Source organism: Burkholderia sp. Ax-1724, from assembly GCF_011752995.1.
Taxonomy (GTDB): Bacteria; Pseudomonadota; Gammaproteobacteria; order Burkholderiales; family Burkholderiaceae; genus Paraburkholderia.
In genome coordinates this window covers 1-25,070 of the sequence record NZ_VWWL01000028.1, presented here as the reverse complement: position 1 = coordinate 25,070, position 25,070 = coordinate 1, and the positions used below count along the sequence as shown (strand labels likewise).

Here is a 25,070-nt window from a genome sequence, read left to right as displayed (position 1 = left end):
GTCTTTTCGTGTGGTCAGCCCCGATGAGGGAGACCGTGTCATGTCTGTTTGTCATTGAATCAGGGTGCCTATGCCAGAGTCGACCGCTGTTTCCAATGGGCTGCCTTCAGCGTCGCCGTCGAATGTTTTCAGCGACGGGCTGGAGCGTGCCGTGCCATCCATGACCGGCGTGAATGCCGATGCCGTGGTCTCGTTTCTCGACGATGTCGAGGCCGCGGGTCTCGATCTGCACGGTTTCATGCTGAGCCGTGATGGCCGCGTCGTGGCGGAAGGGTTTCGCTGGCCTTATCGGGCCGATCGCACGCGCATCATGCACTCGGCGACCAAGAGCTTTGTCGCGTCGGCAATCGCGTTCGCGCTTGCAGAGGGCCGACTCAAGCTGACCGACAAAGTCGTCTCGTTCTTTCCGGAGCTTTATGCCGGTCCCGTGGAAGGCTGGCTCGCGCAGATGACGGTCGAAGATTTGCTGACCATGCGCGCCGGGCATGAAAGCGAAACATCGGGCGCGGTGTGGCGCGTTCTGAATACCAGCTGGATCGCCGAATTCTTCAAGATTCCGCTCGCTCATGAACCGGGTTCGACCTTCGTGTACACGAGCGCGGCCAGCTACATGCTTTCGGCGATCCTGAGCCGTGTGACCGGTCAATTGGCGCACGACTATCTGAAGCCGCGTCTGCTCGAACCGCTAGGCGTGACGGGCGAAACGTGGGACGTCAGCCCGGACGGCATCAATCCCGGCGGCAACGGATTCTCGGCCAGGCTGGTCGATCTGCTCAAGCTCGGCATGCTGCATGCTCAGGACGGCGTGTGGAACGGGCAGCGCGTGCTGCCGGAAGATTGGGTGCGCGTGGCGACCCAGCCGCATGGCGAGCCCTTCAAATATGGTTATCACTGGTGGACCCGGCCGGACGGCAGCTATAGCGCAATCGGACGATTCGTGCAGATGGTGACGGTATTTCCGGAGCACAACGCGGCGCTTGCCGTGATGGGGGCGATCCAGGGCAGTTTCAGGCTCTTTCCTCATATCGAACAGCATTTTCCCGCGGCATTCACGAATGGCGATACCGCGGCTTCTGCTTCCGCCTCGGCCGATAAGCGGCTTATCGAAAAGCTCGCGCACTGGCAGCACGAAGAGGCGCCGACTCTCTGGAAGGAGCCGCTCAGGAAATCCGCGACGGCGGCATGGACCGGCGCGCGACGCTTCGAGATCGAAGCGAATCGGTATGGTGTCGAAGCGGTCCAGTTCGCATGCTCGGACGATCGATGCTCCTTCACGCAGTTCGATGCGCGCGGGGCACACACGATCGTGGCCGGAATCGGGCATTGGATCGAAGGTCGAACCGATATGCCGGGCAGCGATCTGCACCACGGTTACGAGATGAATAACAGCGCGGTGGTCGCGCGCGCGACGTGGATCGACGACAAGCGTTTGCAGATGGTCTGGATTTTCCCCGAGACCGCATTCCGCGATACCGTTGAAGTTCTGTTCGACGGCACCGGCATCACGGCTCAGAGGTCGGTCAATGTCAACGGCAGTTCGCTTCGGCATGACGAGCTGGTCGGCCGCGAAGCGCGGTAGACGATCCGGAGCGTGATGAGGTTCGCTCCGTTTTTTGCCGGCGTGGATCGTCCCGCACGGCGGGTCGAGTGCAAATTGCAGGTGGCTTTGAGGGATGCTGCGGGGCTTTGACGGGGCGGCCACTTTTATCGCAACCGGCGCGAGGTTGCATGGGTGGCGGGCGAGAACAGTCGCTTCGAAGTACTGCGAATGGACTGGGTGTGGTTTGGCGGGTGTTTGGGAGGCAACGGCTGGCGTCCGCCGCATTTCTTCAGATCAATGCTTCCGGAGTGCTGCCGATATTTTTCTCAGGCTCGATTCACCATAAAACTTCCAGGCGGAAGCTTTATGGTGTCTTCTTCTCTATGTACAGGCGCCTCATCCCGCATCCGGCGCAGCGCGCTTTCTTCTGGCAAAGAAAGCCGCTTGTGCTTCCTTCTGCGCGGCCGAGCCCCACAGCCGGCCCACTCCGCGAGCTTCCGCTTCGAGGCCGGTTGCGCGACCCTCGCGCAATCCGGTGCGCACTACCGATTTCAACTCGGCCAGCGCTTCGCCGGCATGCCGCGCGATCGCGTTCGCAAGCGTCAGCGCCTGATCGCGCAGCGTGTCCGCGTTGGCCACCTCGTTCGCCAAACCCGCATCGAGTGCCCACTGTGCCGATACGGGATCGCCCGTGAGCATCATTCGCATGGCGCGCGATGCGCCGATCAGCGCGGGCAGGCGCTGAGTTCCGCCCCATCCCGGGAAACTCGCCAGCGTGATTTCGGGCAGGCCGAGCCGCGCGGTGTCGGCGACGATCCGCAGGTCGCACGCCAGCGCCAGCTCGAGGCCGCCACCGAAGGCGACGCCGTTGATGGCGGCGATCGTCGGTTTGGCAAACGTCTCGATGCGATCGAAAATCGCCTGCCCCCAACGCATATGCTCGTAGGCGTCCGTGGGCGAGAAGTCGCGCTGCTCGTTGATATCCGCGCCCGCGGAGAAAGCCTTCGTGCCCGCGCCCGTCAGCACGACGACGCGCGTTTGCGCATCGTCGGCAAGGCGTGTCAGCGCGTCGTCGAGACTTTGCAGCAAAGGCTTGCTGAGCGCGTTCATGCGCTCGGGCCGGTTCAGCGTGAGTACGGCGACGGCGTCAAAGCGTTCCTGCGTGATCGTTTCCATGATGATTCACTCGCGTCGAGTCTTGTCGTGTTCTATCCGTTCGAGGTCTGTGCGAGCGAGCCTTGCGCGCCGCTTCCGCGTTGCCCATTCTGTTCCTTGATGCCGCGCAACGTCAGCAGTGCCTTGAGGAAATAGTAGTCGCCATAGATGACCGATTCATCGATGCCGAGGCCGTGCGGCAAATCCGCCGTGGCGTGCGCGAGAATCGGCGCGCGGTCGTCGCTCGCGAGGCAATCTTCGCACAGCGCTTTGAGCATCGCTTCGGCGAGGGCAAGATGGCGCGCATCGGAACTGAGTTCCCAGAGCCGGATGAGGCCATACGCGGTGATCGCGCCCGCCGACGAATCCTTGACCGGTACGCCGTCCGCCGAGTAATCCCACGGCGGAACGCGATCTTCCGGCAAGTGCTTTTCCACGTAGTCGGCAACGCGCTGGGCCGCCGCGAAGTACTCCTGCGAGCCGGTCATGTCCGCGAGCATCGCGAGGCCGGCGAGCGCCCAGCCCTGGCCGCGCGACCATGCGCTCGATGCGTCGAGACCCTGGTAGGTGTCGCCGGCAATCGGCGTGCCGTCGGCGGTATTGAACTTGTACACATGAAAGACCGAGCCGTCCTCGCGCTGATGGTTGGCGAGCGCCGTTTTCGTATGGCGCTGCACGACCTTGAGCAACTGCGCGTCGGCGCCATGATTGACGGCCCAGACGAGCAGCGGAAGATTCATCAGCGTGTCGATCAGGACCGAGCCCGACCAGTCTTCGCTGCCGAAGAAGCCCCAGCCCGGAATGAAGCCGCCTTGCGGATTGAACTGCCCGGCGAGGCTGTTGGCGGCGGTGAGCGCGGCCTGGAAATAGCGCTCGTCGCCGGTGAGACGCCAGCCCTTGATCGCGCTCGGATAGAACATGAAGCCGAGATCGTGGTTGACGGGGTCCGACGCGCGCGGCAGCAGGCGCTCGGTGAACGACACCGCGGCCGCGAGCAGTGCGTCGCTCTTCTGTTCTTCGTAGCTGAGCCAGAGCAGGCCCGCCCAGAAGCCGCCGGTCCATACGCCGTCGGGCGTCGTGCACCATTGCCCGGCCTCGGTGATATGCGGAAAGTCGCCGCCGCGGCTCGCCTGGGCGCGTACCTTGTTTACGGCCGCTTCGATGCCGTCGTTCAACCAGCTGCTCATGTTTTCTCCTGTCATGGATATGCCCGGCGTAATGACAGAGCCAGGCAGGAATTTGACAACGTTGTCACTGTGCGTCAATTTGCCTGCGAAGGCAAGACCCAGTGGCAAGAGACGGCAACGTGAAAATCTCCTAAAGGCCCTTGATATAAGGCTATTCAGAGAAATGCCAGGGTTTACAGGGTGATCGAAATGAAAAAGAGTGGATTGACAACGATGCCAAATCGGGCCTATTGTTCTTGCAATCGTTGTCAGAGATGGATCAGGACGCGAGCAACGGACCGCGCATCGCGGCCGAATCGACAGCAAACCAGAACACAAGGAGACCGGAGATGGCCGGAACAACCCTTCCCATCAAGCGATGGTGGATCATCCTGCCCGTCGCGTTTATCACCTACAGCCTCGCGTATCTCGATCGCGCGAACTACGGTTTCGCGGCCGCCGCGGGCATCGACCACGATCTCGGCATCAGCCGCTCGACCTCTTCGCTACTCGGCTCGCTGTTCTTTCTCGGCTATTTCTTCTTCCAGATTCCGGGCGGCATGTACGCGGAACGACGCAGCGTGCGGCGCCTGATCTTCTTCAGCCTGATCGCGTGGGGCGGCCTCGCCGCGCTGACGGGCGTCGTCACCAGCGTGCCGATGCTGATGGCCGTGCGCTTCGCGCTCGGGATCGTCGAGGCGGCCGTGATGCCGTGCATGCTCGTGTACGTGTCCAACTGGTTCGTGAGGCGCGAGCGCTCGCGGGCCAACACGATCTTCCTGCTCGGCAATCCGGCGACCATCCTGTGGATGTCGGTCGTGTCGGGCTATCTCGTGCAGTCGTGGGGCTGGCGCGTGATGTTCATTGCGCAAGGTCTGCCGGCGGTGCTGTGGGCGTTCGTCTGGATTGCCGTCGTGCGCGACCGGCCTTCGCAAGTGGGCTGGTTGAGCGCCGAGGAAAAGGCCGCGATCGAGAACTCGCTGGCCGAAGAGCAGAAGGACCTCGCGCCGGTGAAGAACTATCGCGAAGCGTTCCGCACGGCCGCGGTGTGGAAGCTGGCGGGCGTGCTGTTCTTCCAGAGCCTCGGTTTCTACGGTTTCCTGTTGTGGCTGCCGTCGATCCTGCGGCACGGCGCGACGCTCAGCATGGTCAACACGGGATGGCTGTCGGCCGTGCCGTACTTCGGCGCCGTGGTCTGCATGCTGCCGGTCGCGTGGATGTCGGATCGCCTGCAGAACCGCAAGCTCTTCGTCGCGGTGCCGCTCGCGATCGCCTCGCTGGCGTTCTTCGCGCTGTACTTCGTGGGCGCGTCGAATTTCTGGCTGTCGTTCGCTCTGCTGACCGTTGCCGGTATCGCCATGTACGTCGTCTTTCCGCCGTTCTTCTCGATTGCGCCCGAAGTCCTGCCGCGGACCGTGGCAGGCGGTGCGTTAGCATTGATCAATAGCGTGGGCGCACTCGGCTCGTTCCTCGGCTCCTACGCGGTCGGTTATCTGACGGGGCTCACGGGCGACCCGGCCTCGTCGTATCTGTTCATGGGCGGCGCGCTGATCGTGGCCGTGTTGCTGGCGAGCAGCGTGAAGCGTGCTCACGCGGCGGCGTCGCTGCCGCTCGCGGCCAACTCCGCGCGCTAGGCCGATTTCAACAAGCGGATTTCAATCTATCGTTTTCTGGAGAAAACAATGCTCGAAGGTATGCGCATCGTCAGCTTTTGCCACTATCTGCAAGGGCCGGCATCGACTCAATATCTCGCCGACATGGGTGCGGACGTCGTCAAGATCGAGGCGATCGGCGGTGCCTACGAGCGGCACTGGTCCGGCGCGGGCGTGTTCGTCGAGGACGTCAGCGCGTTCTTTCTCTGCGCGAACCGCAACAAGCGTGTCATCGCGCTGAACCTGAAGTCGCAGGAAGGCCGCGAGATTGCGTTGAAGCTGATCGACGAGGCCGACGCCGTGGTCGAGAACTTCCGGCCCGGCGTGCTCGATCGCCTCGGCCTCGGCTATGACGCGGTGAAGGCGCGCAAGCCCGGCATCATCTACGCGTCGGCGAGCGGCTTCGGCGGTTCCGGCCCGATGCGCGACATGCCCGGCCAGGACCTGATGATTCAGGCACGCACCGGGCTCGTGGCCGCCTCGGGCGGCGGCGCGACGGCGGTCGGTGCGGCGATCTGCGACCAGCATGGCGGCGCGTTGCTCGCAATGGGCATTCTCGGCGCTTACGTGAAGCGCATGAAGACCGGCGAGGGCACGCGCGTGGAAGGCAACCTGTTCAACGCGGGCATCGATTTGCAGGCCGAAGCGATCACCAACTATCTGACCGCGGAGAAAAGCGCGGCCGTATTCGAGCGCGACGCGCATCTGTCGACGTGGTTCCATCAGGCGCCGTATGGCATCTATCGCACGGCGGACGATCGCGCGGTGGCGATCTCGCTGAACAATCCCGCGGTGTTTGCCGAAGCGCTCGACGACGATGGGCTGCGCGCGCTCGCGAACTGCAACCCCTACGAGGAGCGCGATGCCTACGCGCGTGCCACGGCGAACGCGGTGAAGCGCTACCGTCTCGATGCGCTGGCCGAAGCGCTCGATGCCAAGGCCATGTGGTGGGCGCCCGTGCAGGACTATAGCGACTTGCGCGACAACCCTCAGGCGCAGCACAACCGCGTGTTCGAAACGGTCGATATCAAGGGCGGCACGGCGACGCTCATCAATCATCCTCTGCGTTACGACGGAGAAGTGCCCGCGGTACGGCACCTCGCCATCGAGATCGGACACGATACGCAGCAGATTCTGCAAGAACTCGGCTATGGCGCCGACCGGATCCAGACGCTCGCCAACGAGGGCGTCGTGTCCGGACGCGGTCTCGCGAACACGAACGCGCCGGCCTGATGCCATCGGAGAGGCCAATGAGCGATTTCTATCTGAAGCCGGGCGATACCGTTTCGCTCGAACAACACGTCAGTGCCGAGGCAATTCGCGCATTTGCCGATGTCAGCGGCGACCACTCGCCGAACCACGTCGACGAACAGGCCATGGCCGCCAGCGCGTATGGCCGCGTGATCGCGCACGGCGCACTGATGGTGGCCTATATGTCGGCCTGCTCGACGGCGATCGTGGAGCGCGTGCAAGGCGTGCGCGAGCGCGAGACGCCGGTGTCGCTCGGCTACGACCGCGTGCGCTTTCTGAAGCCCGTTTTCGCGGGCGATACGCTCAGGCTCGACTATACGATTCGCGATGTCGATCCCGAACGCCGCCGCACGGTGGCCGAGATTCGCATCGTCAATCAGGAGGGCGAACTGGTGAGCGTGGCCGAGCATATTCTCAAATGGGTGGTGACGCCGTGAACGCAGCGAATCAGGACATGAGCATGGCAGGGCGCGACTTCGACGGCCTGAATGTGGGCGACTCGGTCGAGCTGGGCGGCTTCACGATCACCGATGCGAACATCGTCGCCTTCGCGGGCGTCGGCGGCGATTTCTACGAGGTTCATACCGACGACGAGGCGGCCCGCGCGCTCGGCTTCGAGCGGCGCATCGCGCATGGCCTGTTGATCGTCTCGCTCGTCGATGCGATGAAAATGCGTTGTGCGTGGCGCTTGCAGGCGGTCGCCACGCTTTCGCTGACGTGGGACTACAAGCAGGCCGTGCTGAGCGGCGACCGTATCACGGCCGTGATGCGCGTGGAATCGAAGCGCGAGACGAAGCGCGCCGACCGTGGCATCGTGGTGCTCGCGATCGACGTGTTCAATCAGCGCGGCGAGTGCGTGCAACAAGGCAGGACGACGACGATGATGGTCCGGCGCAGCGGACTATAAGGCAGCCTCGCGGGCCGTATGGTCCGCGCGCCGCGCAGCCGCGCGCTTGCTCAGGCGCGGCGTTTCTTCGAAGCGGCCGGCTGTCCCGTGGTGCCGCGAATGATGAGCCGTGCTTCGAGCTCGACGCGGTCGAGCGGCGACTTGCCCTCCAGCGTATCGATCAGAAAGCGCCCGGCCTGGGTGCCCATTTCAATCGCGGGAACCTGCATCGTCGTGAGCGGCGGGTTCAGATGCGCGGCGAAGTCGAGGTCGTCGAAGCCGGTGATCGACAGTTCGCGCGGCACGGCAATGCCCGCGCTCACGCATTCCGCGAGACAGCCGAACGCGAGAATGTCGCTCGTGCAGATGACGGCCTCGGGCCGCACGGCAAGATTCAGCAGCCGGCGCATGCCGTTGCGTCCGGCCGTAATCGAATAAGGCCCTTCGATGATGCGTTCCTGCGCGATCGTCAGGCCGCGTTCCTTCAATGCTTCCTCGACACCCTGGATGCGCGCGCGAACGCGGTCGTTGTCCTTGCGTACGCCGGTGAGCATCGCGATCCCGGTATGGCCGAGGCTCAGCAGATAGTCGGTGGCCTGCCGCGCCGCGCGCCGGTTGTCGAAGCCGACGCACGGATGCGCCGCTTGCCGCGTATAGACATAGGTGTTGATATACGGCACGTTGCGCAGGCTCAGGAATTCGTAGAGCGCGCGCTCGTGCGCATCGCCCACGAGCACCACGCCTTCCGCGCCGCGCTCGATCATCAGTTGCGTCTGCTCCAGTTCCTTGTGCGCGTCGAATCCCGAGGTCGTGACGATCAGCGAGTAGCCGTCGGCCGCGAGATCGCTTTCGAGCGCATTGGCGAGGCGAGCGTAGATCGCATGTTCAAGCGTGGGCAGCACGGCGCCGATCATTCGCGTGCGGCGCGAGCGCAGCGCCCGCGCCGCGTTGTTCGGGGTGTAGCCGAGCTTGCGCACGGCCGCGAGCACGCGCTGCACGACTTCATCGCGCACGACGTGCGGCGTGCGCAGTACGCGCGAAACCGTAGAGGCGGAACAACCGGCCGCGCGAGCGACGTCGTTTAAACTAACCGGAGCCATGGAGCTTGCAATCGTTATCTGAATTATTGAGTGTCGCGTTGTGAATTGCCGCTCGTACCTGGGTACGCCGACACTCGGGCACTGACCTGTTGAAGGGTAACACGATAGCGTATGCGGGCGGCTACGCTCATCACTCTGTCAGTGACGACGTTTTCATTATTTTGCGGGTTTTTATGATCAGACTTTGCATCCTCGATTTCGACGGTACGCTGTGCGGCAGTCATGACGCCATTCGTCACTGCATCAATCTGACTTTCGATCACTATGGCGTCGAGCGGCCCGCACCCGATCGCCTCGAAGCCGCGATCGCAGCCGGTGTGGTGATGAGCGAAGCGATGTCGATGCTGACGGACGGGCGCCTCGGCACGGACGGCGCCGGGCAGTGGGCGGCGACGTATCGCGCGCTCTATCTGCAGCATGGTCTCGCTCACTCGTTTATCTTTCCGGACGTCGAGCGGACTTTGGCGGCTTTGAAGCAGAAGGGCGTGGCGATGGTGATCGCCAGTAACAAATCGGAAGCCGCGGTGCAACAGGCCATCGATCATTTCGGTATTGGCCGCTTTATCGATCTGCTCGTTTGCGATCCACCGGGCATCGCGAAGAAGCCCGATCCGGCGTGTTATAGCACCTTGATCGCGCCGGCGTTTCCCGATGTCTTGCCGGAGCAGATCGTCGTGGTCGGCGACACGCATGCCGATCTGGGGCTCGCGCGCAATATCGGCGCTCACGCGTGCTGGGCCGCTTACGGTTACGGCGATCGCGAGCAGTGCCAGCGAATGTCGCCGGACATGGTGCTCGAAGGATTCGGCGAGCTTGCCGAACGGCTGGACGTTTTCGTTTAGACGACGTGGCCGGCGCGCGGAATCCGTCCGCGCGCCGCGGATCGTTCCACGAGCCGGCAACATACCTAAGCAGTACTCCGCATATCGGTTTCACTCGCTGCACGGCTCGTGCGTGAGCAGCGGCTCGATCTCGATGCGGCGGCCCGTCACTTGCGCGGCTCGCACGCCTTAATGTGCCGATCATCGGGGGTGTAGCAGGCGGAAATCGTGGGCCCGCCGGGCTTCCCATGGCCTTAGGTGTTTATACCAATGCCGGTTTTGATATGAGAAAGAGCGAATATTTCATTAGAAGGATATCGCGTTTATCCCTAGACTAAGCCGAACATTGAATCCCACACCACGCACCCATGTCGGCAACCAAACCCAAACTACGCTCCCAACAGTGGTTCGGCACCACGGATAAAAACGGCTTCATGTACCGAAGCTGGATGAAGAACCAGGGCATTCCCGAGCACGAATTCGACGGCAGGCCGATCGTCGGCATCTGCAATACGTGGTCGGAGCTGACGCCCTGCAACTCGCATTTCCGCAAGCTCGCCGAACACGTGAAGCGCGGCATCTACGAGGCGGGCGGCTTTCCGGTCGAATTCCCGGTGTTCTCGAACGGCGAATCGAACCTGCGCCCCTCGGCCATGCTCACGCGCAATCTCGCCGCGATGGACGTGGAAGAGGCGATTCGCGGCAACCCGATCGACGCCGTCGTGCTGCTGTGCGGCTGCGACAAGACCACGCCCGCGCTGCTGATGGGCGCGGCGAGCGTGGACGTGCCGGCCATCGTCGTGACGGGCGGCCCGATGCTGAACGGCAAGCTCGAAGGCCAGGACATCGGCTCGGGCACGGCGGTGTGGCGGCTGCACGAATCGCTGAAGGCGGGCGAGATCGACCTGCATCATTTCCTCGCGGCCGAAGCGGGCATGTCGCGCTCGGCGGGCACCTGCAACACGATGGGCACGGCCTCGACGATGGCCTGCATGGCCGAATCGCTCGGCGTTTCGCTGCCGCACAACGCCGCGATTCCCGCCGTCGATGCGCGCCGTTACGTGCTCGCGCATATGTCGGGCATCCGCATCGTGCAGATGGCGCTCGAAGACCTGACGCTCTCGAAGATCCTCACGCGCGAAGCGTTCGAGAACGCGATTCGCACCAATGCGGCGATCGGCGGCTCGACCAATGCGGTGATTCACCTGAAGGCGATTGCGGGCCGCATCGGCGTGCATCTCGAACTCGAAGACTGGCAGCGCATTGGCCGCAATACGCCGACCATCGTCGATCTTCAGCCTTCTGGCCGCTTCCTGATGGAAGAGTTCTATTACGCGGGCGGCCTGCCGGCGGTGCTGCGCCGGCTCGGCGAAGCGAACCTGCTGCCGCATCCGGGCGCGTTGACGGTCAACGGCAAATCCCTCTGGGACAACGTGCGCGAAGCGCCCAACTATAACGACGAGGTGATTCGCCAGATCGACAATCCGCTTATCGCGGACGGCGGCATCTGCATCCTGCGCGGTAATCTCGCGCCGCGCGGCGCGGTGTTGAAGCCGTCGGCGGCTACCCCCGAGCTTTTGAAGCATCGCGGCCGTGCCGTCGTGTTCGAGAACTTCGATCACTACAAGGCGACGATCGGCGACGAATCGCTCGACGTCGACAAGGACTCGATTCTCGTGATGAAGAACTGCGGTCCGCGCGGCTACCCCGGCATGGCCGAGGTCGGCAACATGGGCCTGCCGCCCAAGCTGCTGCGCCAGGGCGTGAAGGACATGGTGCGGATTTCCGATGCACGCATGAGCGGCACGGCCTACGGCACGGTGGTGCTGCACGTCGCGCCCGAAGCGGCGGCGGGCGGACCGCTGGCGGCGGTGCGCAACGGCGACTGGATCGAACTGGACTGCGAAGCGGGGCGCCTGCATCTCGACATCAGCGACGAAGAACTGAAGCGCCGCTTGAGCGACGTCGATCCCGCCGCCGCGCCCGGCGTGGCGGAGCAGATGGGCAAGGGCGGTTACGCGCGCCTCTATGTCGATCATGTGCTGCAAGCCGATGAGGGCTGCGATCTCGACTTTCTCGTCGGCAAGCGCGGGTCGGCCGTGCCGCGTCACTCGCATTGACGGATTTAAAAAACTAATCAGGGCGATCCGGCTCGCCGGCTGACGCCCGCTCGATGGCCGTGCGCGACGCGGCCATCCGCGTGCCCGACGCGCCAGCCGGCGGCGCGGCACGACGTCGGCTGGCGAGCGCAATCAAGGAGACAGTATGACGAACGCGTTGCAATCCGGTGAGGCGGTCGCGCCGGCGGCCGCTGAAAGCGGAGAGGAAAAGCAGATCGTCGGCCATATCGCGCGCCGGCTCGTGCCGTTTCTCGCGCTGATCTACGTGGTCGCGTATGTCGATCGCACGGTGGTCGGCTTCGCGAAGCTGCATATGAACGCGGCCGTGGGCCTGTCCGATGCCGCCTATGGACTCGGCGCGGGCCTCTTCTTTATCGGCTATTTCCTCTGCGAAGTGCCGAGCAATCTCGCGCTCGCGCGCTTCGGCGCGCGCGTATGGTTCGCGCGAATTCTCTTCACGTGGGGCGTGATCACGATGGCGATGGCGCTCGTGAGCGGCCCGACCAGTTTCTATGCGCTGCGCTTTCTGTTGGGCGCGGCCGAGGCCGGGCTCTATCCCGGCATTCTGTATTTCCTCACACACTGGTTTCCGATGCGCCACCGCGCGCGCGTGATCGGTCTGCTGGTACTCGCTCAGCCCATCGCGGGCATCGTTACCGGCCCGATCGCCGGCGCGCTGCTCGAAACGCACGGCTTTCTCGGCATGTCGAACTGGCAGACGCTGTTCGTCGTGAGCGGCTTGCCGGCCGTGCTGCTGTGCATTCCCACGCTGCGTCTGTTGCCGGAGTCGCCCGCGCACGCGCATTGGCTCGGCGAAACCGAGCGCCGCTGGATCGAGCGCGAGCTTGCCGCCGACCAGCGCGCCTACCAGCTCGACACGCATCGCAATCCGTTCAGTGCGCTCAAGGATCACCGCGTGCTGCTGCTCGCGCTGCTGTTCCTGCCGTTTCCGCTGTGCATCTATGGTTTGTCGCTCTGGTTGCCGACCATCATCAAGGCGTTCGGCGTGAGCGATTCGACGGCGGGCCTGCTTTCCGCCGTGCCGTATCTGTTCGCGGTGGTGGGGCTGCTCGTCGTGCCGCGTCATTCGGACAGGCATCGCGAACGCTACGGCCATATCGTCGTGGTCTCTGCCGCCGCGGCGCTGACGATGGCCGCAAGCGCATGGTTCCGCGCGCCGGCGCTGCAACTGCTGTTTATCTGCCTGACCGCTTTCTCGATCTATTCGATTCAGGCCGTGGTCTGGGCGCTGCCCGGCGAGTTTCTGACGGGCGCGAGCGCGGCCGTCGGGATCGCGACGATCAATTCGCTTGCCAATCTCGGCGGCTATTTCGGCCCCTATGGCATCGGGCTCATCAAGGACGCAACGGGCAGCCTCGCGGCCGGCCTATACTTTCTCGCGGCCACGCTCGTGTTCGCGGTGCTCGTGACGTTCGCCGTGCGCGCGGCGTTGCGCACGCCGCCGCGTGCCGCGAGCGGGTCGTGAAAGCGTGGACGCTGATTCTTTCTCAAGCAGGACTGACGATATGACTACGAGCCGTACGCCCCGTTATCAGGGCATTTTCCCCGTCGTGCCGACAACCTTTACCGAAACCGGCGAACTCGATTTGCGCAGCCAGAAGCGCGCCGTCGACTTCATGATCGACACGGGCTCGGACGGGTTGTGCATTCTCGCGAATTTCTCGGAGCAGTTCTCGCTCTCGGACGACGAGCGCGAGATCATCACGCGCAGCGTGCTCGAACACGTGGCGGGCCGCGTGCCCGTGATCGTCACGACCACGCACTATGGCACGAACGTGGCCGCCGCGCGCAGCAGGCGCGCGCAGGAGCAGGGCGCGGCGATGGTCATGCTGATGCCGCCGTATCACGGCGCGACCTTTCGCGTGCCCGAGCCGCAGATTTACGACTTCTACGCGCGCGTGTCCGACGCGATCGACATTCCGATCATGATCCAGGACGCGCCCGCGAGCGGCACGGTGCTGAGCGCCGCGTTCCTCGCGCGCATGGCGCGCGAGATCGAGCAGGTCTCGTACTTCAAGATCGAAACGCCAGGCGCGGCGAACAAACTGCGCGAACTCATCAGGCTCGCGGGCGAGGCGGCCGAAGGACCATGGGACGGCGAAGAAGGCATCACGCTGCTCGCGGACCTCAACGCGGGCGCAACCGGCTCGATGACGGGCGGCGGCTTTCCGGACGGCATTCGCCCGATTATCGAAGCGCATCGTCAGGGCCGCACCGACGAAGCCTTCGCGCTCTATCAGAAGTGGCTCCCGCTGATCAATCACGAAAACCGCCAGGCGGGTCTGCTCGCCTGCAAGTCGCTGATGAAGGAAGGCGGCGTGATCGACTGCGAACTGCCGCGTCATCCGCTACCCTCGATGCATCCCGAGACGCGCAAGGAACTGGTCGATATCGCTCGCCGGCTCGACCCGCTCGTGCTGCGCTGGGCGAAATAGCCCGGTAGCGATCCAGTTCCAGTCAGAATAACAAGGTGACGGAGACACTCATGAATGCGTCGTACAAGCTGGGTATCGTCGGCGTCGGCAAGATCGCGCGCGACCAGCACCTGCCCGCCATCGCCGGCAATGCGGGCTTCGAGCTCGTGGCCAGCGCGAGCCGCAATGCGCAGGTGGAGCGCGTGCGCAACTACACCGATATCGGCGCGCTGCTGGCCGCCGAGCCCGACCTCGACGCCGTCTCGCTCTGCGCGCCACCCCAGGTGCGTTATGCGCAGGCGCGCGCCGTGCTCGAAGCAGGCAAGCATGTGATGCTCGAAAAACCGCCGGGCGCGAGCGTGAGCGAAGTCGAGGCATTGCGCGAGCTTGCGCAAAAACGCGGCCGTACGCTGTTCGCGACGTGGCATTCGCGCTGTGCGAGCGCCGTCGAACCGGCGCGCGCGTGGCTCGCCGGGAGAACGCTTCGCGCCGTGCACGTGCGCTGGAAGGAAGACGTGCGCCGCTGGCATCCGGGCCAGCAATGGATCTGGGAGCCGGGCGGGCTCGGCGTGTTCGATCCGGGCATCAACGCGCTCTCGATCGTCACGCGCATCTTGCCGCGCGAGGTGCTGCTGCGCGGCGCGACGCTGCATGTGCCGCGCGACTGCTCGACGCCGATCGCCGCCGAACTCGATTGCATCGATACCGACGGCGTGCCGGTGCGCGCCGAATTCGACTGGCGCCACGGCCCTGTCGAGCAATGGGAAATCGATGTCGAAACGACCGACGGTTTGCTCTCGATCGCGGCGGGCGGCAAGCGCCTCGCTATCGCGGGCGAGCCGGTCGAGCTCGAAGCCGAGCGCGAATACGCGGCGCTCTACGAGCGCTTTCACGAGCTTATCGCGCAGGGCATCGACGACGTGGACGTGCGTCCGTTGCGCCTCGTCGCCGACGCGTTCCTGCTCGGCAGGCACGTCGAGGTCGAGGCCTTCGGTCACTGAACGCTTGCCGTGCGCTACCATGCGGTGCGGCCGATTCCGGTGCGGCAAGCGCGGTCCGAGTTAACTGCGACGGCGCGCATGAAGCGCCCGGGTGATTCACTACGGTTCCCTAACCATTTCGGCGCGGCCTTGCGCGGGTCTCGCGAAGATTATTCGAGAAGATCATGAGCGACCTACCCATTCTCGAAATGACCGGCATCGACAAGACGTTCCCGGGCGTCAAGGCGTTGCAGCAGGTCGATTTCCGGCTTTTCTCCGGTGAGATTCATACGCTGATGGGCCAGAACGGCGCGGGAAAATCCACGCTCATCAATGTGCTGACGGGCGTGTTTCCGCATGATCTCGGCGAGATTCGCCTTGGCGGGCGGCCGGTCCGCTTCGCCGCGCCGCTCGAAGCCGAAGCGGCCGGCATCCAGACGCTCTACCAGGAAGTGAATCTTTGTCCGAACCTGTCGGTGGCCGAAAACATCTTTGCCGGCCGGCATCCGAAGAAGCGCGGAACGATCGACTGGAAGGCGATCAATACCAAAGCGCGCGAGGCCCTGGCCGCGCTGGATCTGTTCGTCGACGTCACGCGTTCGCTGGACTCCTATCCGATTGCGGTTCAGCAGATGGTGGCGATTGCGCGCGCCGTGTCGGTTGACGCGAGCGTGCTGATTCTCGACGAACCCACTTCGAGTCTCGACGACGGCGAAGTCGCGCGGCTTTTCGCCGTGCTGCGCCGCTTGAGGGAAGCGGGCATGGCGATTCTGTTCGTGACGCACTTTCTCGAACAGACCTATGCGGTATCGGACCGCATTACCGTGATGCGCAATGGCACGCGCGAAGGCGAGTATCTGGCCAAAGACTTGCCCGTCGACGTACTGGTGGCCAAGATGACCGGCCGCGAAGGCGCGAACGAGGCGCTCAAGGCCGATGCGTCGGACGCTGCACGTTCGGCGAGCGCGGCTGCGCCTTTCCTTTCCATGCAGGGAGTAGGGCGGCGCGGGCTGATGAGTCCCGTCGATCTCGACGTATGCCCCGGCCAGATCGTCGGCCTTGCGGGACTGCTCGGCTCGGGCCGCACCGAGACTGCGCGGCTGGTGTTCGGCGCCGAACGCGCGGACACCGGAACGATGCGGATCGACGGGCACAGCGTGAAGCTCGCTTCACCGCGCGACGCGGTGCGCCACGGCATCGCCTGTTGTCCCGAGGACCGCAAGAAGGAAGGCATCGTCGCCGCATTGTCGATCCGGGAGAACATCATCCTGGCATTGCAGGCGCGACGCGGCTGGTGGCGTCCGCTGAGCTACGCCCGCCAGCGGAAAATGGCCGAGCAGTACATCGCGCAACTCGGCATCAAGGCACACGACGCCGAGCAGCCGATCGGGCTGCTGTCGGGCGGCAATCAGCAGAAAGTACTGCTGGCGCGCTGGCTTGCCACGGAGCCCAAACTCCTGATTCTGGACGAGCCGACACGCGGCATCGACGTGGCCGCGAAGTTCGAGATCATGGACCGCGTGCGCTCGCTGTGCGCGAAAGGCCTCGCGATTCTGTTCATCTCCTCCGAAATGAGCGAAGTGGTGCGCGTCAGCCACAAGATCGCCGTTTTGCGCGACCGGCGCAAGGTCGCCGAGATTGCCGGCGAACATCTTTCGGAGGACCAGGTGTATCAACTCATTGCAGGAGGTCAGTCATGAAACGGCTCCACGCGCTGGCGCGGCATCAGTTGCTCTGGCCCGCCCTCACGCTGATCCTGCTGATTCTTCTCGACGTTGCGCATCGCGCGAGTTTCCTTTCCCTGACGATTCTCGACGGCCATCTTTTCGGCGCACCGATCGACATCCTCAATCGTGCCGCCCCGCTCGTGATCGTCTCGCTCGGCATGACGCTGGTCATCGCGACGCGCGGCATCGACATCTCGGTCGGGGCGACGGTGGCGATGGCCGGCGCGGCTGCCGCGGTCATTCTCGAAGCGGACCCGTCGCGCGTCGGCATGGCGCTTGGCGCGGCGCTCGCCGTCGGGCTGCTGGCCGGGATGTGGAACGGCCTGCTGGTCGCGTTCGTCGGCATGCAGCCGATCATCGCCACGCTCATCCTGATGGTGGCCGGGCGAGGCGTGGCGCAACTGCTGACCGGCGGGCAGATCATTCCCATCGGCGCGGAAGGCTACCTCAGGCTCGGCGACGGCTATCTGGCGATGGTGCCGTGCTCGGTCTGGATCGCGCTCGTCGTCAGCGTGGTGCTCACGCTGCTCGTGAACCGCACGGCGCTCGGACTTTTCGTGCGCGCCATCGGCATCAACCCCGTTGCAACGCGGCTGGTCGGGCTGCGCTCCAGCGCGATCGTGTTCGGCGTGTATGTGATCTGCGGGTTGATGGCGGCGGTGGCCGGGATCATCATCAGCTCGAACGTGCGGAGTGCTGATGGAAACAATGCCGGGTTGCTGCTCGAACTCGATGCGATCCTGGCCGTGACGCTCGGCGGCACGTCGCTGCTGGGCGGGCGCTTCAGCCTGGGCGGCACGGTGCTCGGGGCCCTGATTATCCAGACGCTGACGTATACGACCTATTCGATCGGCGTGCCGCCCGAGGCCACGCTCGTCGTCAAGGCGGTCGTGGTGATCGTGGTCAGCGTGATCCAGTCGGAAGCCGCGCGGGCGATGCTGCTCAAACCGATGAAAAATCTTTTTTCCCCGGCGCGTCAGCGCGCATCCACCGGAACGAGCACATCATGAGAAAGTTGACTGGCCGGCTGGCCGATCCGAGAACCTTGCCCATTGTCGCCACGATCGTGCTGTTCGTCGCGCTGTTCGGCTTTGGCTCCGTCATGTACACCGGATTCTTTTCGATGCAGGTACTCACGGGCCTGCTCGTCGACAACGCGTTCCTGCTCGTCGTGGCTATCGGCATGACGTTCGTGATCCTGTCGGGGGGCATCGACCTGTCGGTCGGGGCGGTGGTCGCGTTGACCACGATACTGTGCGCGGTGGGCGCGGAGTGGCTGCATTGGCCCATCTGGATCGTCGTGCCGATCGTGCTCGTATTCGGCACGCTGTATGGCGCGGCGATGGGAGTGCTGATTCACTTCTTCCGTCTGCAGCCGTTCATCATCACACTGGCCGGGATGTTTCTTGCGCGCGGCGCGTGCTTTCTGATTACGACACAGTCCATCACGATCAACGAGCCGACTTTCCATGCGGTTGCGTCATTGAGCCTGCCGCTGGGCGGCGGTTCCCTGAATGCGGGGGCGCTGATCGGCATCGCGGCGCTCGTCGTCGCGATTTTTATCGCGCACTTTACGCGCTTCGGGCGCAACGTCTATGCGATCGGCGGCAATGAGCGTTCCGCGTTGCTGATGGGCTTGCCGGTCGCGCGAACGAAGATCGCCGTCTATGCGTTGAGCGGTTTCTGCGCGGCGCTCGGCGGCGTGATCTTTACGCTGTACGTGCTCTCGGGCTACGGGCTTCAGGCGCAGGGCATGGAACTCGACGCTATTGCCGCGACGGTGATCGGCGGAACGCTATTGACGGGGGGCGTCGGCTACGTCATCGGTTCGCTTTTCGGCGTCGGCATTCTCGGCACGATTCAGACGCTGATTACTTTCGACGGAACGCTGAGTTCGTGGTGGACGCGCATTGTCATCGGCGCACTGCTCTGCGTGTTCTGCCTTCTGCAACGGATGATCGAGCGACAGGCGGGACGCCGCCGCACGGGCGGCGCCGGTCTGGGGCCCCGCTCGAAAGAGCCGTCGAACGGCGGGCAGCGCAGGCCGGAGCAGCATGGCGGCGGCGATCCTGTCACGATGGTCTGAGCGTTTCCGGTTGCCATCCAGTCTGTCTGATCGGGGAGAGGAACGTGCTCGATACATGGGAAGCGGATTTACGAGAACCTGTCTTCGTGAAGGCCGCGAGCCTCGGTGGCCCCGATTGCGGCGCAGCGGAGAGGATGCACCGGCAAACGATGCTTTCGAACGCTTATCTGCGGCTCGGCATCGAGGCGGGGCCGCACGGCGGCATCACGCAACTGGACTGGCATGACCGGGGCATCTGGACACCCGTTTTTCGACGGGCGGAACGATCGGGTCATATGCCGGCTCGTGGGCTATCGTGTCAGCCGTTGATTCGGATAACGAAGCCGGGAAAGGTACTCGGGGCTTCGAGGAAGTCGTCGGGGGTGCGGCTGACCGGTGTCGGACGACCGTTTCCGCTTGCCTACGTCGTGCTCGCGGATGACTGGAACGTCGAATCCGCCGACGAGCGAACCGCCCGTCTCAAGACTGAAGTTGCCGGTTCCTGTCGGGCGATCCAGACCTACGAGCTTGATGGGCCGACATTGGCCATCACCGTGGAACTCGAGAATTGCGGCCGTGCGCCGCTACAGTGCGGAATCGATATCAAGCCTGTTCTGACGCGGGATCTGGATACGCGCATTAGCGCACCAGCAGGCGGAATCTGGCTGGCCGGAGAAAGCGGCCATGCGCCGAGGCTCGTGCCGACGCCGGTGGCCTGGCAGTTCGGAGTGACGCACCATTTGCCGGCGACAAAGATCGATCACACGTTTACTCGCTGGGGCGGGAGAGCGCTGGTTGAATGGCCTGCGCGCCAGTTTTCTCTCGCGATCGTGGGCAATACGGACTGTTATCGGCTTCGCGCGCATCCGCAGGAAGATTCGTTTTCGTTTCAGGTGGTCAATGACCAGTCGGAACACAACTGCATTCAGGACGGCGATAACGTGTGCGGGCTGACGGTTCTCGGCGCGGGAAAGACGCTGACGCGCCGGGTCAGTTTCACGGTCGAACGTCTTGTGTCCTTGACCCGGACCACGCGCCCGTCATACGCGTCGTTGTGAGATCAATGGGCAAAAAAGCGGGAAAAACATGAACAAGGCTGCCTTCTGGGGAACACTCCCCGATGGACGAAACGTGCGAACGTATCTTCTTGCAAATTCGCAGGGAGGTTGTGTACGGATCAGCGAACTTGGCGCGGCGTTCGTATCGTGGCTCACGCCGGACAGGACCGGCCGATGCGCGGAGATCCTGCTCGGGAACGATACGCCGGCGGAGTACCTGGCCGCGGGTGCTTATATGGGCGCGCTCGTGGGCCGTTGGGCTAACAGGATCGCAGGTGCCAGATTCGCACTTGACGGTATCGACTACAGGCTCACGCCAAACGAAGGTCAGAACCTGCTGCATGGTGGTGCCGGCGGGTTTCACGCCAGGTTGTGGATGGCCGAATACGAGGGGCAATCCCTGGTCATGCGGCTGGAATCGCGTGACGGAGAAGAAGGCTTTCCGGGAAACGTGCAGGTCGAGGTGCGTTATACGTTGAGTGAAGATCACGCACTGACTATCGAATACACCGCCCATACCGATCGCGCGACTCCGTTGAACCTGACCAGTCATCCGTATTTCAATCTGTCGGGGCGGCATGATGGCGATATTCGCAATCATCGCCTGACCATAGATTCCGGTGAGTACTTTGAAATTGACGAGGAACTGATTCCGCAACGGCGTGCATTCGTGGAAGGCAGTCCGTTCGACTTTCGCGAGGGCGCGACGATCGGTTCGCGGCTGGACGTGTCGAATCGGCAACTGGAACTCGCCTACGGTTTTGACCATTGCTATGTGCTTGATCGCGCGGGGAACGAGCAAGCGGACTGGACCCGCAAACCGCGTACCGTGGCGAAGGTGGTCGAACCCGAAAGCGGGCGTGTGCTTTCGGTCGAGACTGACCAGCCAGGGCTGCAGTTCTATAGCGGAAACCGGCTCGAAGGAGTACGAGGGAGAGACGGCTCGACATACAGGCGGAATTCCGGACTCTGCCTCGAAGCCGGCGGCTTTCCGAACCAGATCAATATGCCCGATCGTGAGAGCATGATTGTGACGCGCGAGAAGCCTTATAGGCAGGTCACGGTCTATCGCGCTGGCGTGATGGAGTAGGGCGCGCAAATTGGCACCGGAGACATAACGAGTGGGGCGGCTTGCGACTGCATGCAGCGAATGCGAGAAGTCTCAGTGCAGGAAGTCAACCTGCCGCCCACTTTGGCCACGCGAAACCCTGTCGCGTGTTCGGCGCTTTACCAGCGATGGTGAACATGAGGCGCAATATGGCGCTCGTAGACTTCCCGCGCACGTCGCATGGCCTCTTCGGACAGTGAAGCGAGGCTTGCCGCCGAGACATTCGACGCCGCCTGAGCTGCGTTCTTGCTGCCCGGAATAATGACCGAGACGGCCTCTTCCATGAGAATCCAGCGCAGAGCCAGTTGTGCCATCGATGCCTCTACCGGTACGAGGCCGCGCAGTTCGTCGACCGCTTTCAACGCGACGTCATAGGGTACGCCGGAGAACGTTTCGCCAACGTCGAACGCCTCGCCATGGCGATTGAAGGCGCGATGGTCGTCGGGCGCGAAAACGGAATCGGCGGACATCTTGCCTGTGAGCATGCCGCTCGCGAGCGGTACTCGCGCAATGACCGCGATGTTCTTCTTTTGTGCCTGATCGAAGAACAGACCGGCGGGACGTTGACGGAACATGTTGTAGATAATCTGCACCGAAACCACATTGGGATATTCGATCGCCTTCAGTGCTTCTTCCACTTTTTCGACCGACACGCCGTAGAAGCGGATCTTGCCGGCAGCGACGAAGCTCTCCATCGCGTCGAACACTTCGGGGCGGTAATAGACTTCGGTCGGCGGGCAATGCAATTGCACGAGGTCGAGCGTGTCGACGCCGAGATTCGACAGACTCCGGTCGATAAAGCCTTCGAGCGCCTGCTTGTTCATATAGCCGCTGGTCACGTGCGGGTCGAGCCGGCGGCCGAGCTTGGTGGCGACGATGGGACGTTCGCCACCCCGCTGCCGCAATACGTCGCGAATGATTCGTTCCGAGCGGCCGTCGCCGTAGACGTCGGCGGTGTCGATGAAATTGACGCCGTTATCGAGAGAGGCGTTGAGCGCGGCCTTGGCATCGTCTTCCGCGACATCGCCCCACGAGCCGCCGATCGCCCATGCCCCAAAACCGATTTCCGACACGTCCCAGCCCGTGCGGCCGAATTTTCTTTTCGAAAGCGTCATTGAAGTACTTGTCCTCTATTTATGAAGTGACGTCGCAGGCGTTGCAATTGCCTTTGCATAAAGGTCGCCGTTCTCTTCGTAGTGTAACAGGCAGAGCGATAGATACGGAGTGACTGAATATCTGACTGGCATGAATTGAAATGAGCCTGGAAATAGGCCTTGATTTTGCGTAGTGAATATCTTGAGCCATTCGCAAAAGAATTATCTGTCCACTTCATAACTTGGTCACCTGAAATCTCTAATTTCATTCGTGCTGTACTCCTTCAACTAATGAGAGCCTGAATGACAAAGATCAAGTGGAATCATGCAGCAGCCCTCGCACTCTTCGCGGCGTCCCAGGTCGCCCACGCCGGCGCACCGAGCGTCGGCAGCCGCGAATACAAGGTACTGCTTATGCCGTCCGCATTCGACAGTTCTCCCGTCGATACCGCCAACCGCTTTCTGACCGACCTGCAGGCGAGCCTCGCGGCCAATGGTTTCGACAGCACCGTGAAGAAGAGCTTCAAGGCCGACCACGACCGCACCGTGCTGTACTACGATTCGCCGGGCACCTGCGTCGTCAGGCAGACCGGCTATTCGATGCGTGAGCGCGACGAAAGCGGCGATCGCAAGATCGAGTTGAAGTTCGGTTCGCTGAACGAAACCACGTCGGCCAATACCGATGTCACCGGCAGTTCGTCGAAGGCAAGCAGCAAGCTCGAAGACGACATCACGCCGCCGTCGAACGAAACCTTCTCGCATTCCACGAGCGAGCCGCTTTCGGATTCGAAGAACATCAACCACCTCAGCGATATCAACGATCTGTTCCCGACTACGCACGCGTTCGACAGCATCAGCTCGCAGCCGCTTGTGCCGGTGAGCGGTCTGTCGATCCATGAACTGACCTTCGATGGGCCCACCAGCGATATCGGTCAGGAAGATGCCGACTTCACGATGACCGTTTGGTATGCGAATGGCTCGACCACGCCGGCACTTGCGGAAATTTCATTCGAAGTCGACGTGAGCGACAAGGGTGTGTTTACCGACAAGGTCACTGCGCGCTCGCAGCTGATCTTCAACACGATTCAGGGCATGACGAACTGGGTGCAGTCGCCGAGTTCGACGAAAACGGCCTGGGTCTACAAGTACCAGCCGAGCTTCTGTAGCCAGTAACGTTCGTGGCGGCACCGCGCTGGCGTATTGCGATAGCCGGTGCGGTGCGATTCAGAGGTGGATACGGAGGTCGTTGCAGAGGCGCAGTGGTGCAGAGACGGATCAATGCAGCGTATCGAGCCGTCGCGTCCAGAGCGACGCAAACGCTACGTCCGACGCGTGGCGGGACGCTGCGCGAGCACGCCGGCCATCAGTGTTCGCCGAACAGTGCGTTAAAACGCGAGAGCACTTCGGTTCGCGATTTCGTGTTGCCGCCGCCATCCTGCGGCAACAGCTTGAGGTCTTTCAGACGCGGGCGCGGCGTGTCGATGTCGTCGCGCGCGGGCATCAGGTGCGCGGCCGTGATCCGTTGCTGGCCTTCGTCCGAGAGCACGTAATCGATAAAGGCGCGCGCGTCCGCCTGCGCATGCGACGATTTGAGGATCATCATCGGACGCGGCGCGATCACGGTGCCGCTGCTCGGGAAGATCACTTTCACCGATTCGCCGTTGGCCGCCGCGCCGTAGGCGACATAGTCGACCGCGCCGAACACCGCGGATTTCGCGCCCTGCAGAACCGGGTTGATCGCCTGCGCGTTCGGCCCGAGCATGACCATGCCGTTCTTGTGCAGATTGTCGAACAGCGTCCATGCGGCTTCGCCGAGACGCGCCTGCAAGCCGCCGCCGAGGTTTTCGTTGCTGGTGATGCCCCAGCAGGGGCCGGACATGTCGCCCGACGCCATGCGCGTGATGCTATGGGTTTGTCCGTTCGACGACGATGCGTGGGTGAGGTATTCGAGTCCGCTATCGAGAATGCCGTAGAGCGTGACCGAGGAACCGGAGATGGCTGCCGTTTTGCTGGCGTGTGCGCAGGCATCGAGAATTACGTGGCTGGCGGTTTGTCGCTATCGCTTGCATTCGTTGTGATGGCGAGGTGGCTTTGCAGCGAGGGATAGCGTCCAGCTAAAGTCAGCAGGATTGTTGCACCAAGCTTGCGCGCAAACTCATCGTCGAGCGTGTATCCGAAATCCGCGATTGGAACATCGAAGCTGGTGCTTTTCGCCATTGCGCTGGTGATCGCGCTTTGCGCGACGTGATGATGGGAGATCGTTTGTGTTTCTTCGTCGTGGAGAGTGATGATGCATGTTGGGCGTTTGGGTTGCATTAAGAGCCTCTGCATTGGGTCTTTTTCGATGGATCACGATGCGACCAATTGACTGGCGCTTCGGTAGATATCTGCAAGCGCGATCGCAATTCCGGATTAGGCCCGGAAAGAGCCATGATGGCCATGCCACCTAGCTTGCGTGCGTCGTCGTCGGTGAAGGGGGCTGAGGAATGTTCGGGCGCGTCCGGCGGTACTGTAATAGCCATGACGCGGTTGATCGCGGTCTGCACAAATGGACGTGGAACGACGCAAAATTTCACCTGACCTGTTTGCTCGTCGTAGAAAGTGATGAAAGCGGTTTGCCGGTCAATCATTGATAACCTCGACAGTTCTGGTAGTTCTGCATTGCACGATCAGCGAGCAAACCTGTCATGTCGTCGAATCGCGTATTACAAAAGAATGAATCGCTGAAGCCGTTGCGAATGCCGTAGTACTCCCTGGCAGGCGCAGAAACATGCCGTGTGGGAGTTAGAGCGTGTTAGGCACTTTGTGCCAAACCTGGTAACCTGGCGCAATGCCAGAACGCAAACCGTACCCAACAGATGTATCGGACGAGGAGTGGAGCTTTGCCGCTCCGTACCTCGTCCTGATGAGCG

23 protein-coding genes and 1 pseudogene are annotated in these 25,070 nt (G+C 62.9%); 17 read left to right on the top strand and 7 right to left on the bottom strand.

The window, feature by feature from the left end; all coding sequences use genetic code 11:
- Positions 1 to 160: 160 nt before the first annotated feature.
- On the top strand, positions 161 to 1,579 hold the full coding sequence (locus F3J19_RS27795; RefSeq protein ID WP_240159285.1) for a serine hydrolase: 1,419 nt from the start codon (positions 161 to 163) through the stop codon (positions 1,577 to 1,579).
- 357 nt (positions 1,580 to 1,936) lie between these two features.
- Here the strand turns inward: F3J19_RS27795 and F3J19_RS27790 are convergent, their stop codons facing one another.
- The gene (locus tag F3J19_RS27790; RefSeq protein WP_167048893.1) at positions 1,937 to 2,716 is read right to left on the bottom strand and encodes an enoyl-CoA hydratase/isomerase family protein; all 780 of its coding nucleotides are present in this window, start codon (positions 2,714 to 2,716) and stop codon (positions 1,937 to 1,939) included.
- A 32-nt stretch (positions 2,717 to 2,748) separates the two neighbouring features.
- Positions 2,749 to 3,882 (bottom strand): glycoside hydrolase family 88 protein, encoded by a 1,134-nt coding sequence (locus F3J19_RS27785; protein ID WP_167048891.1) that lies wholly within the window; start codon positions 3,880 to 3,882, stop codon positions 2,749 to 2,751.
- Between the two features lie 329 nt (positions 3,883 to 4,211).
- On the opposite strand from F3J19_RS27785, the gene F3J19_RS27780 reads away from it, so the two are divergent.
- From F3J19_RS27780 to F3J19_RS27765, 4 genes are read left to right on the top strand one after another with little or no spacing between them, the layout of a single operon-like run.
- Positions 4,212 to 5,495 carry an MFS transporter gene (locus F3J19_RS27780; RefSeq protein WP_167048889.1) on the top strand — a complete coding sequence of 428 codons (1,284 nt, stop codon included), beginning with the start codon at positions 4,212 to 4,214 and terminating at the stop codon, positions 5,493 to 5,495.
- Positions 5,496 to 5,543: 48 nt separating this feature from the next.
- Positions 5,544 to 6,746 carry a CaiB/BaiF CoA-transferase family protein gene (locus F3J19_RS27775; protein ID WP_167048887.1) on the top strand — a complete coding sequence of 401 codons (1,203 nt, stop codon included), beginning with the start codon at positions 5,544 to 5,546 and terminating at the stop codon, positions 6,744 to 6,746.
- 17 nt (positions 6,747 to 6,763) lie between these two features.
- Complete coding sequence (locus F3J19_RS27770) at positions 6,764 to 7,201, top strand: MaoC/PaaZ C-terminal domain-containing protein (RefSeq protein WP_167048885.1); 438 nt, start codon at positions 6,764 to 6,766, stop codon at positions 7,199 to 7,201.
- Positions 7,198 to 7,671, top strand: coding sequence for a MaoC/PaaZ C-terminal domain-containing protein (locus F3J19_RS27765; protein WP_205193308.1), 474 nt, complete (start codon positions 7,198 to 7,200; stop codon positions 7,669 to 7,671). The genes F3J19_RS27770 and F3J19_RS27765 overlap by 4 nt, the downstream gene beginning before the upstream one ends.
- A 50-nt stretch (positions 7,672 to 7,721) precedes the next feature.
- Here F3J19_RS27765 and F3J19_RS27760 read toward each other — a convergent pair whose 3' ends face one another.
- Positions 7,722 to 8,750 carry a LacI family DNA-binding transcriptional regulator gene (locus tag F3J19_RS27760; protein WP_167048883.1) on the bottom strand — a complete coding sequence of 343 codons (1,029 nt, stop codon included), beginning with the start codon at positions 8,748 to 8,750 and terminating at the stop codon, positions 7,722 to 7,724.
- 173 nt (positions 8,751 to 8,923) lie between these two features.
- Between F3J19_RS27760 and F3J19_RS27755 the strand changes: the two genes are divergently transcribed.
- The 10 genes from F3J19_RS27755 (at position 8,924) to F3J19_RS27710 (ending at position 21,046) form a co-directional block, all read left to right on the top strand.
- Positions 8,924 to 9,592 (top strand): HAD family hydrolase, encoded by a 669-nt coding sequence (locus tag F3J19_RS27755; protein WP_167048881.1) that lies wholly within the window; start codon positions 8,924 to 8,926, stop codon positions 9,590 to 9,592.
- Positions 9,593 to 9,939: 347 nt separating this feature from the next.
- Positions 9,940 to 11,691, top strand: a complete 1,752-nt coding sequence (locus F3J19_RS27750) for an IlvD/Edd family dehydratase (RefSeq protein ID WP_167048879.1) — start codon at positions 9,940 to 9,942, stop codon at positions 11,689 to 11,691.
- Between the two features lie 145 nt (positions 11,692 to 11,836).
- Positions 11,837 to 13,177: an MFS transporter gene (locus tag F3J19_RS27745; protein WP_167048877.1), complete on the top strand. Its 1,341-nt coding sequence runs from the start codon at positions 11,837 to 11,839 to the stop codon at positions 13,175 to 13,177.
- Positions 13,178 to 13,217: 40 nt separating this feature from the next.
- Positions 13,218 to 14,147 carry a dihydrodipicolinate synthase family protein gene (locus F3J19_RS27740; protein ID WP_167048875.1) on the top strand — a complete coding sequence of 310 codons (930 nt, stop codon included), beginning with the start codon at positions 13,218 to 13,220 and terminating at the stop codon, positions 14,145 to 14,147.
- A 50-nt stretch (positions 14,148 to 14,197) separates the two neighbouring features.
- Positions 14,198 to 15,127, top strand: coding sequence for a Gfo/Idh/MocA family oxidoreductase (locus tag F3J19_RS27735; RefSeq protein ID WP_167048873.1), 930 nt, complete (start codon positions 14,198 to 14,200; stop codon positions 15,125 to 15,127).
- A 164-nt stretch (positions 15,128 to 15,291) separates the two neighbouring features.
- Positions 15,292 to 16,806, top strand: a complete 1,515-nt coding sequence (locus tag F3J19_RS27730) for a sugar ABC transporter ATP-binding protein (RefSeq protein ID WP_167048871.1) — start codon at positions 15,292 to 15,294, stop codon at positions 16,804 to 16,806.
- Positions 16,803 to 17,843 (top strand): ABC transporter permease, encoded by a 1,041-nt coding sequence (locus F3J19_RS27725; protein WP_167048869.1) that lies wholly within the window; start codon positions 16,803 to 16,805, stop codon positions 17,841 to 17,843. The genes F3J19_RS27730 and F3J19_RS27725 overlap by 4 nt, the downstream gene beginning before the upstream one ends.
- Positions 17,840 to 18,919 (top strand): galactofuranose ABC transporter, permease protein YjfF, encoded by a 1,080-nt coding sequence (gene yjfF, locus F3J19_RS27720; RefSeq protein WP_167048867.1) that lies wholly within the window; start codon positions 17,840 to 17,842, stop codon positions 18,917 to 18,919. Before F3J19_RS27725 ends, yjfF begins: the two co-directional genes overlap by 4 nt.
- A gap of 44 nt (positions 18,920 to 18,963) precedes the next feature.
- Positions 18,964 to 19,956 carry an aldose 1-epimerase gene (locus tag F3J19_RS27715; RefSeq protein ID WP_167048865.1) on the top strand — a complete coding sequence of 331 codons (993 nt, stop codon included), beginning with the start codon at positions 18,964 to 18,966 and terminating at the stop codon, positions 19,954 to 19,956.
- Positions 19,957 to 19,984: 28 nt separating this feature from the next.
- The gene (locus tag F3J19_RS27710) at positions 19,985 to 21,046 is read left to right on the top strand and encodes an aldose epimerase family protein (RefSeq protein ID WP_167048863.1); all 1,062 of its coding nucleotides are present in this window, start codon (positions 19,985 to 19,987) and stop codon (positions 21,044 to 21,046) included.
- 137 nt (positions 21,047 to 21,183) lie between these two features.
- Here F3J19_RS27710 and F3J19_RS27705 read toward each other — a convergent pair whose 3' ends face one another.
- Positions 21,184 to 22,179: an aldo/keto reductase gene (locus tag F3J19_RS27705; protein ID WP_167048861.1), complete on the bottom strand. Its 996-nt coding sequence runs from the start codon at positions 22,177 to 22,179 to the stop codon at positions 21,184 to 21,186.
- A gap of 282 nt (positions 22,180 to 22,461) precedes the next feature.
- On the opposite strand from F3J19_RS27705, the gene F3J19_RS27700 reads away from it, so the two are divergent.
- A complete protein-coding gene (locus F3J19_RS27700) occupies positions 22,462 to 23,331 on the top strand; it encodes a hypothetical protein (RefSeq protein ID WP_167048859.1) in 870 nt (289 codons plus the stop codon).
- A 190-nt stretch (positions 23,332 to 23,521) separates the two neighbouring features.
- On the opposite strand, the gene F3J19_RS27695 is transcribed toward F3J19_RS27700, so the two are convergent.
- The 3 genes from F3J19_RS27695 to F3J19_RS27685 form a co-directional block, all read right to left on the bottom strand.
- A complete protein-coding gene (locus F3J19_RS27695) occupies positions 23,522 to 24,037 on the bottom strand; it encodes an extracellular solute-binding protein (protein ID WP_240159284.1) in 516 nt (171 codons plus the stop codon).
- 155 nt (positions 24,038 to 24,192) lie between these two features.
- Positions 24,193 to 24,474, bottom strand: coding sequence for a hypothetical protein (locus tag F3J19_RS27690; protein WP_167048857.1), 282 nt, complete (start codon positions 24,472 to 24,474; stop codon positions 24,193 to 24,195).
- Positions 24,474 to 24,788 (bottom strand): hypothetical protein, encoded by a 315-nt coding sequence (locus tag F3J19_RS27685; protein ID WP_167048854.1) that lies wholly within the window; start codon positions 24,786 to 24,788, stop codon positions 24,474 to 24,476. Before F3J19_RS27685 ends, F3J19_RS27690 begins: the two co-directional genes overlap by 1 nt.
- Positions 24,789 to 24,988: 200 nt before the next feature.
- On the opposite strand from F3J19_RS27685, the pseudogene F3J19_RS32825 reads away from it, so the two are divergent.
- Positions 24,989 to 25,070 (top strand): annotated as a pseudogene (locus F3J19_RS32825) (IS5/IS1182 family transposase); the annotation flags it as partial.

Coding starts and splice junctions, on each gene's coding strand:
- yjfF (WP_167048867.1), top strand. CDS start 17,840: ATGAGAAAGTTGACTGGCCGGCTGGCCGATCCGAGAACCTTGCCCATT.
- F3J19_RS27685 (WP_167048854.1), bottom strand. CDS start 24,788: ATGATTGACCGGCAAACCGCTTTCATCACTTTCTACGACGAGCAAACA.
- F3J19_RS27735 (WP_167048873.1), top strand. CDS start 14,198: ATGAATGCGTCGTACAAGCTGGGTATCGTCGGCGTCGGCAAGATCGCG.
- F3J19_RS27700 (WP_167048859.1), top strand. CDS start 22,462: ATGACAAAGATCAAGTGGAATCATGCAGCAGCCCTCGCACTCTTCGCG.
- F3J19_RS27725 (WP_167048869.1), top strand. CDS start 16,803: ATGAAACGGCTCCACGCGCTGGCGCGGCATCAGTTGCTCTGGCCCGCC.
- F3J19_RS27785 (WP_167048891.1), bottom strand. CDS start 3,882: ATGAGCAGCTGGTTGAACGACGGCATCGAAGCGGCCGTAAACAAGGTA.
- F3J19_RS27760 (WP_167048883.1), bottom strand. CDS start 8,750: ATGGCTCCGGTTAGTTTAAACGACGTCGCTCGCGCGGCCGGTTGTTCC.
- F3J19_RS27695 (WP_240159284.1), bottom strand. CDS start 24,037: ATGTCCGGCCCCTGCTGGGGCATCACCAGCAACGAAAACCTCGGCGGC.
- F3J19_RS27750 (WP_167048879.1), top strand. CDS start 9,940: ATGTCGGCAACCAAACCCAAACTACGCTCCCAACAGTGGTTCGGCACC.
- F3J19_RS27690 (WP_167048857.1), bottom strand. CDS start 24,474: ATGCAACCCAAACGCCCAACATGCATCATCACTCTCCACGACGAAGAA.
- F3J19_RS27740 (WP_167048875.1), top strand. CDS start 13,218: ATGACTACGAGCCGTACGCCCCGTTATCAGGGCATTTTCCCCGTCGTG.
- F3J19_RS27755 (WP_167048881.1), top strand. CDS start 8,924: ATGATCAGACTTTGCATCCTCGATTTCGACGGTACGCTGTGCGGCAGT.
- F3J19_RS27710 (WP_167048863.1), top strand. CDS start 19,985: ATGAACAAGGCTGCCTTCTGGGGAACACTCCCCGATGGACGAAACGTG.
- F3J19_RS27775 (WP_167048887.1), top strand. CDS start 5,544: ATGCTCGAAGGTATGCGCATCGTCAGCTTTTGCCACTATCTGCAAGGG.
- F3J19_RS27705 (WP_167048861.1), bottom strand. CDS start 22,179: ATGACGCTTTCGAAAAGAAAATTCGGCCGCACGGGCTGGGACGTGTCG.
- F3J19_RS27730 (WP_167048871.1), top strand. CDS start 15,292: ATGAGCGACCTACCCATTCTCGAAATGACCGGCATCGACAAGACGTTC.
- F3J19_RS27790 (WP_167048893.1), bottom strand. CDS start 2,716: ATGGAAACGATCACGCAGGAACGCTTTGACGCCGTCGCCGTACTCACG.
- F3J19_RS27745 (WP_167048877.1), top strand. CDS start 11,837: ATGACGAACGCGTTGCAATCCGGTGAGGCGGTCGCGCCGGCGGCCGCT.
- F3J19_RS27770 (WP_167048885.1), top strand. CDS start 6,764: ATGAGCGATTTCTATCTGAAGCCGGGCGATACCGTTTCGCTCGAACAA.
- F3J19_RS27780 (WP_167048889.1), top strand. CDS start 4,212: ATGGCCGGAACAACCCTTCCCATCAAGCGATGGTGGATCATCCTGCCC.
- F3J19_RS27795 (WP_240159285.1), top strand. CDS start 161: ATGACCGGCGTGAATGCCGATGCCGTGGTCTCGTTTCTCGACGATGTC.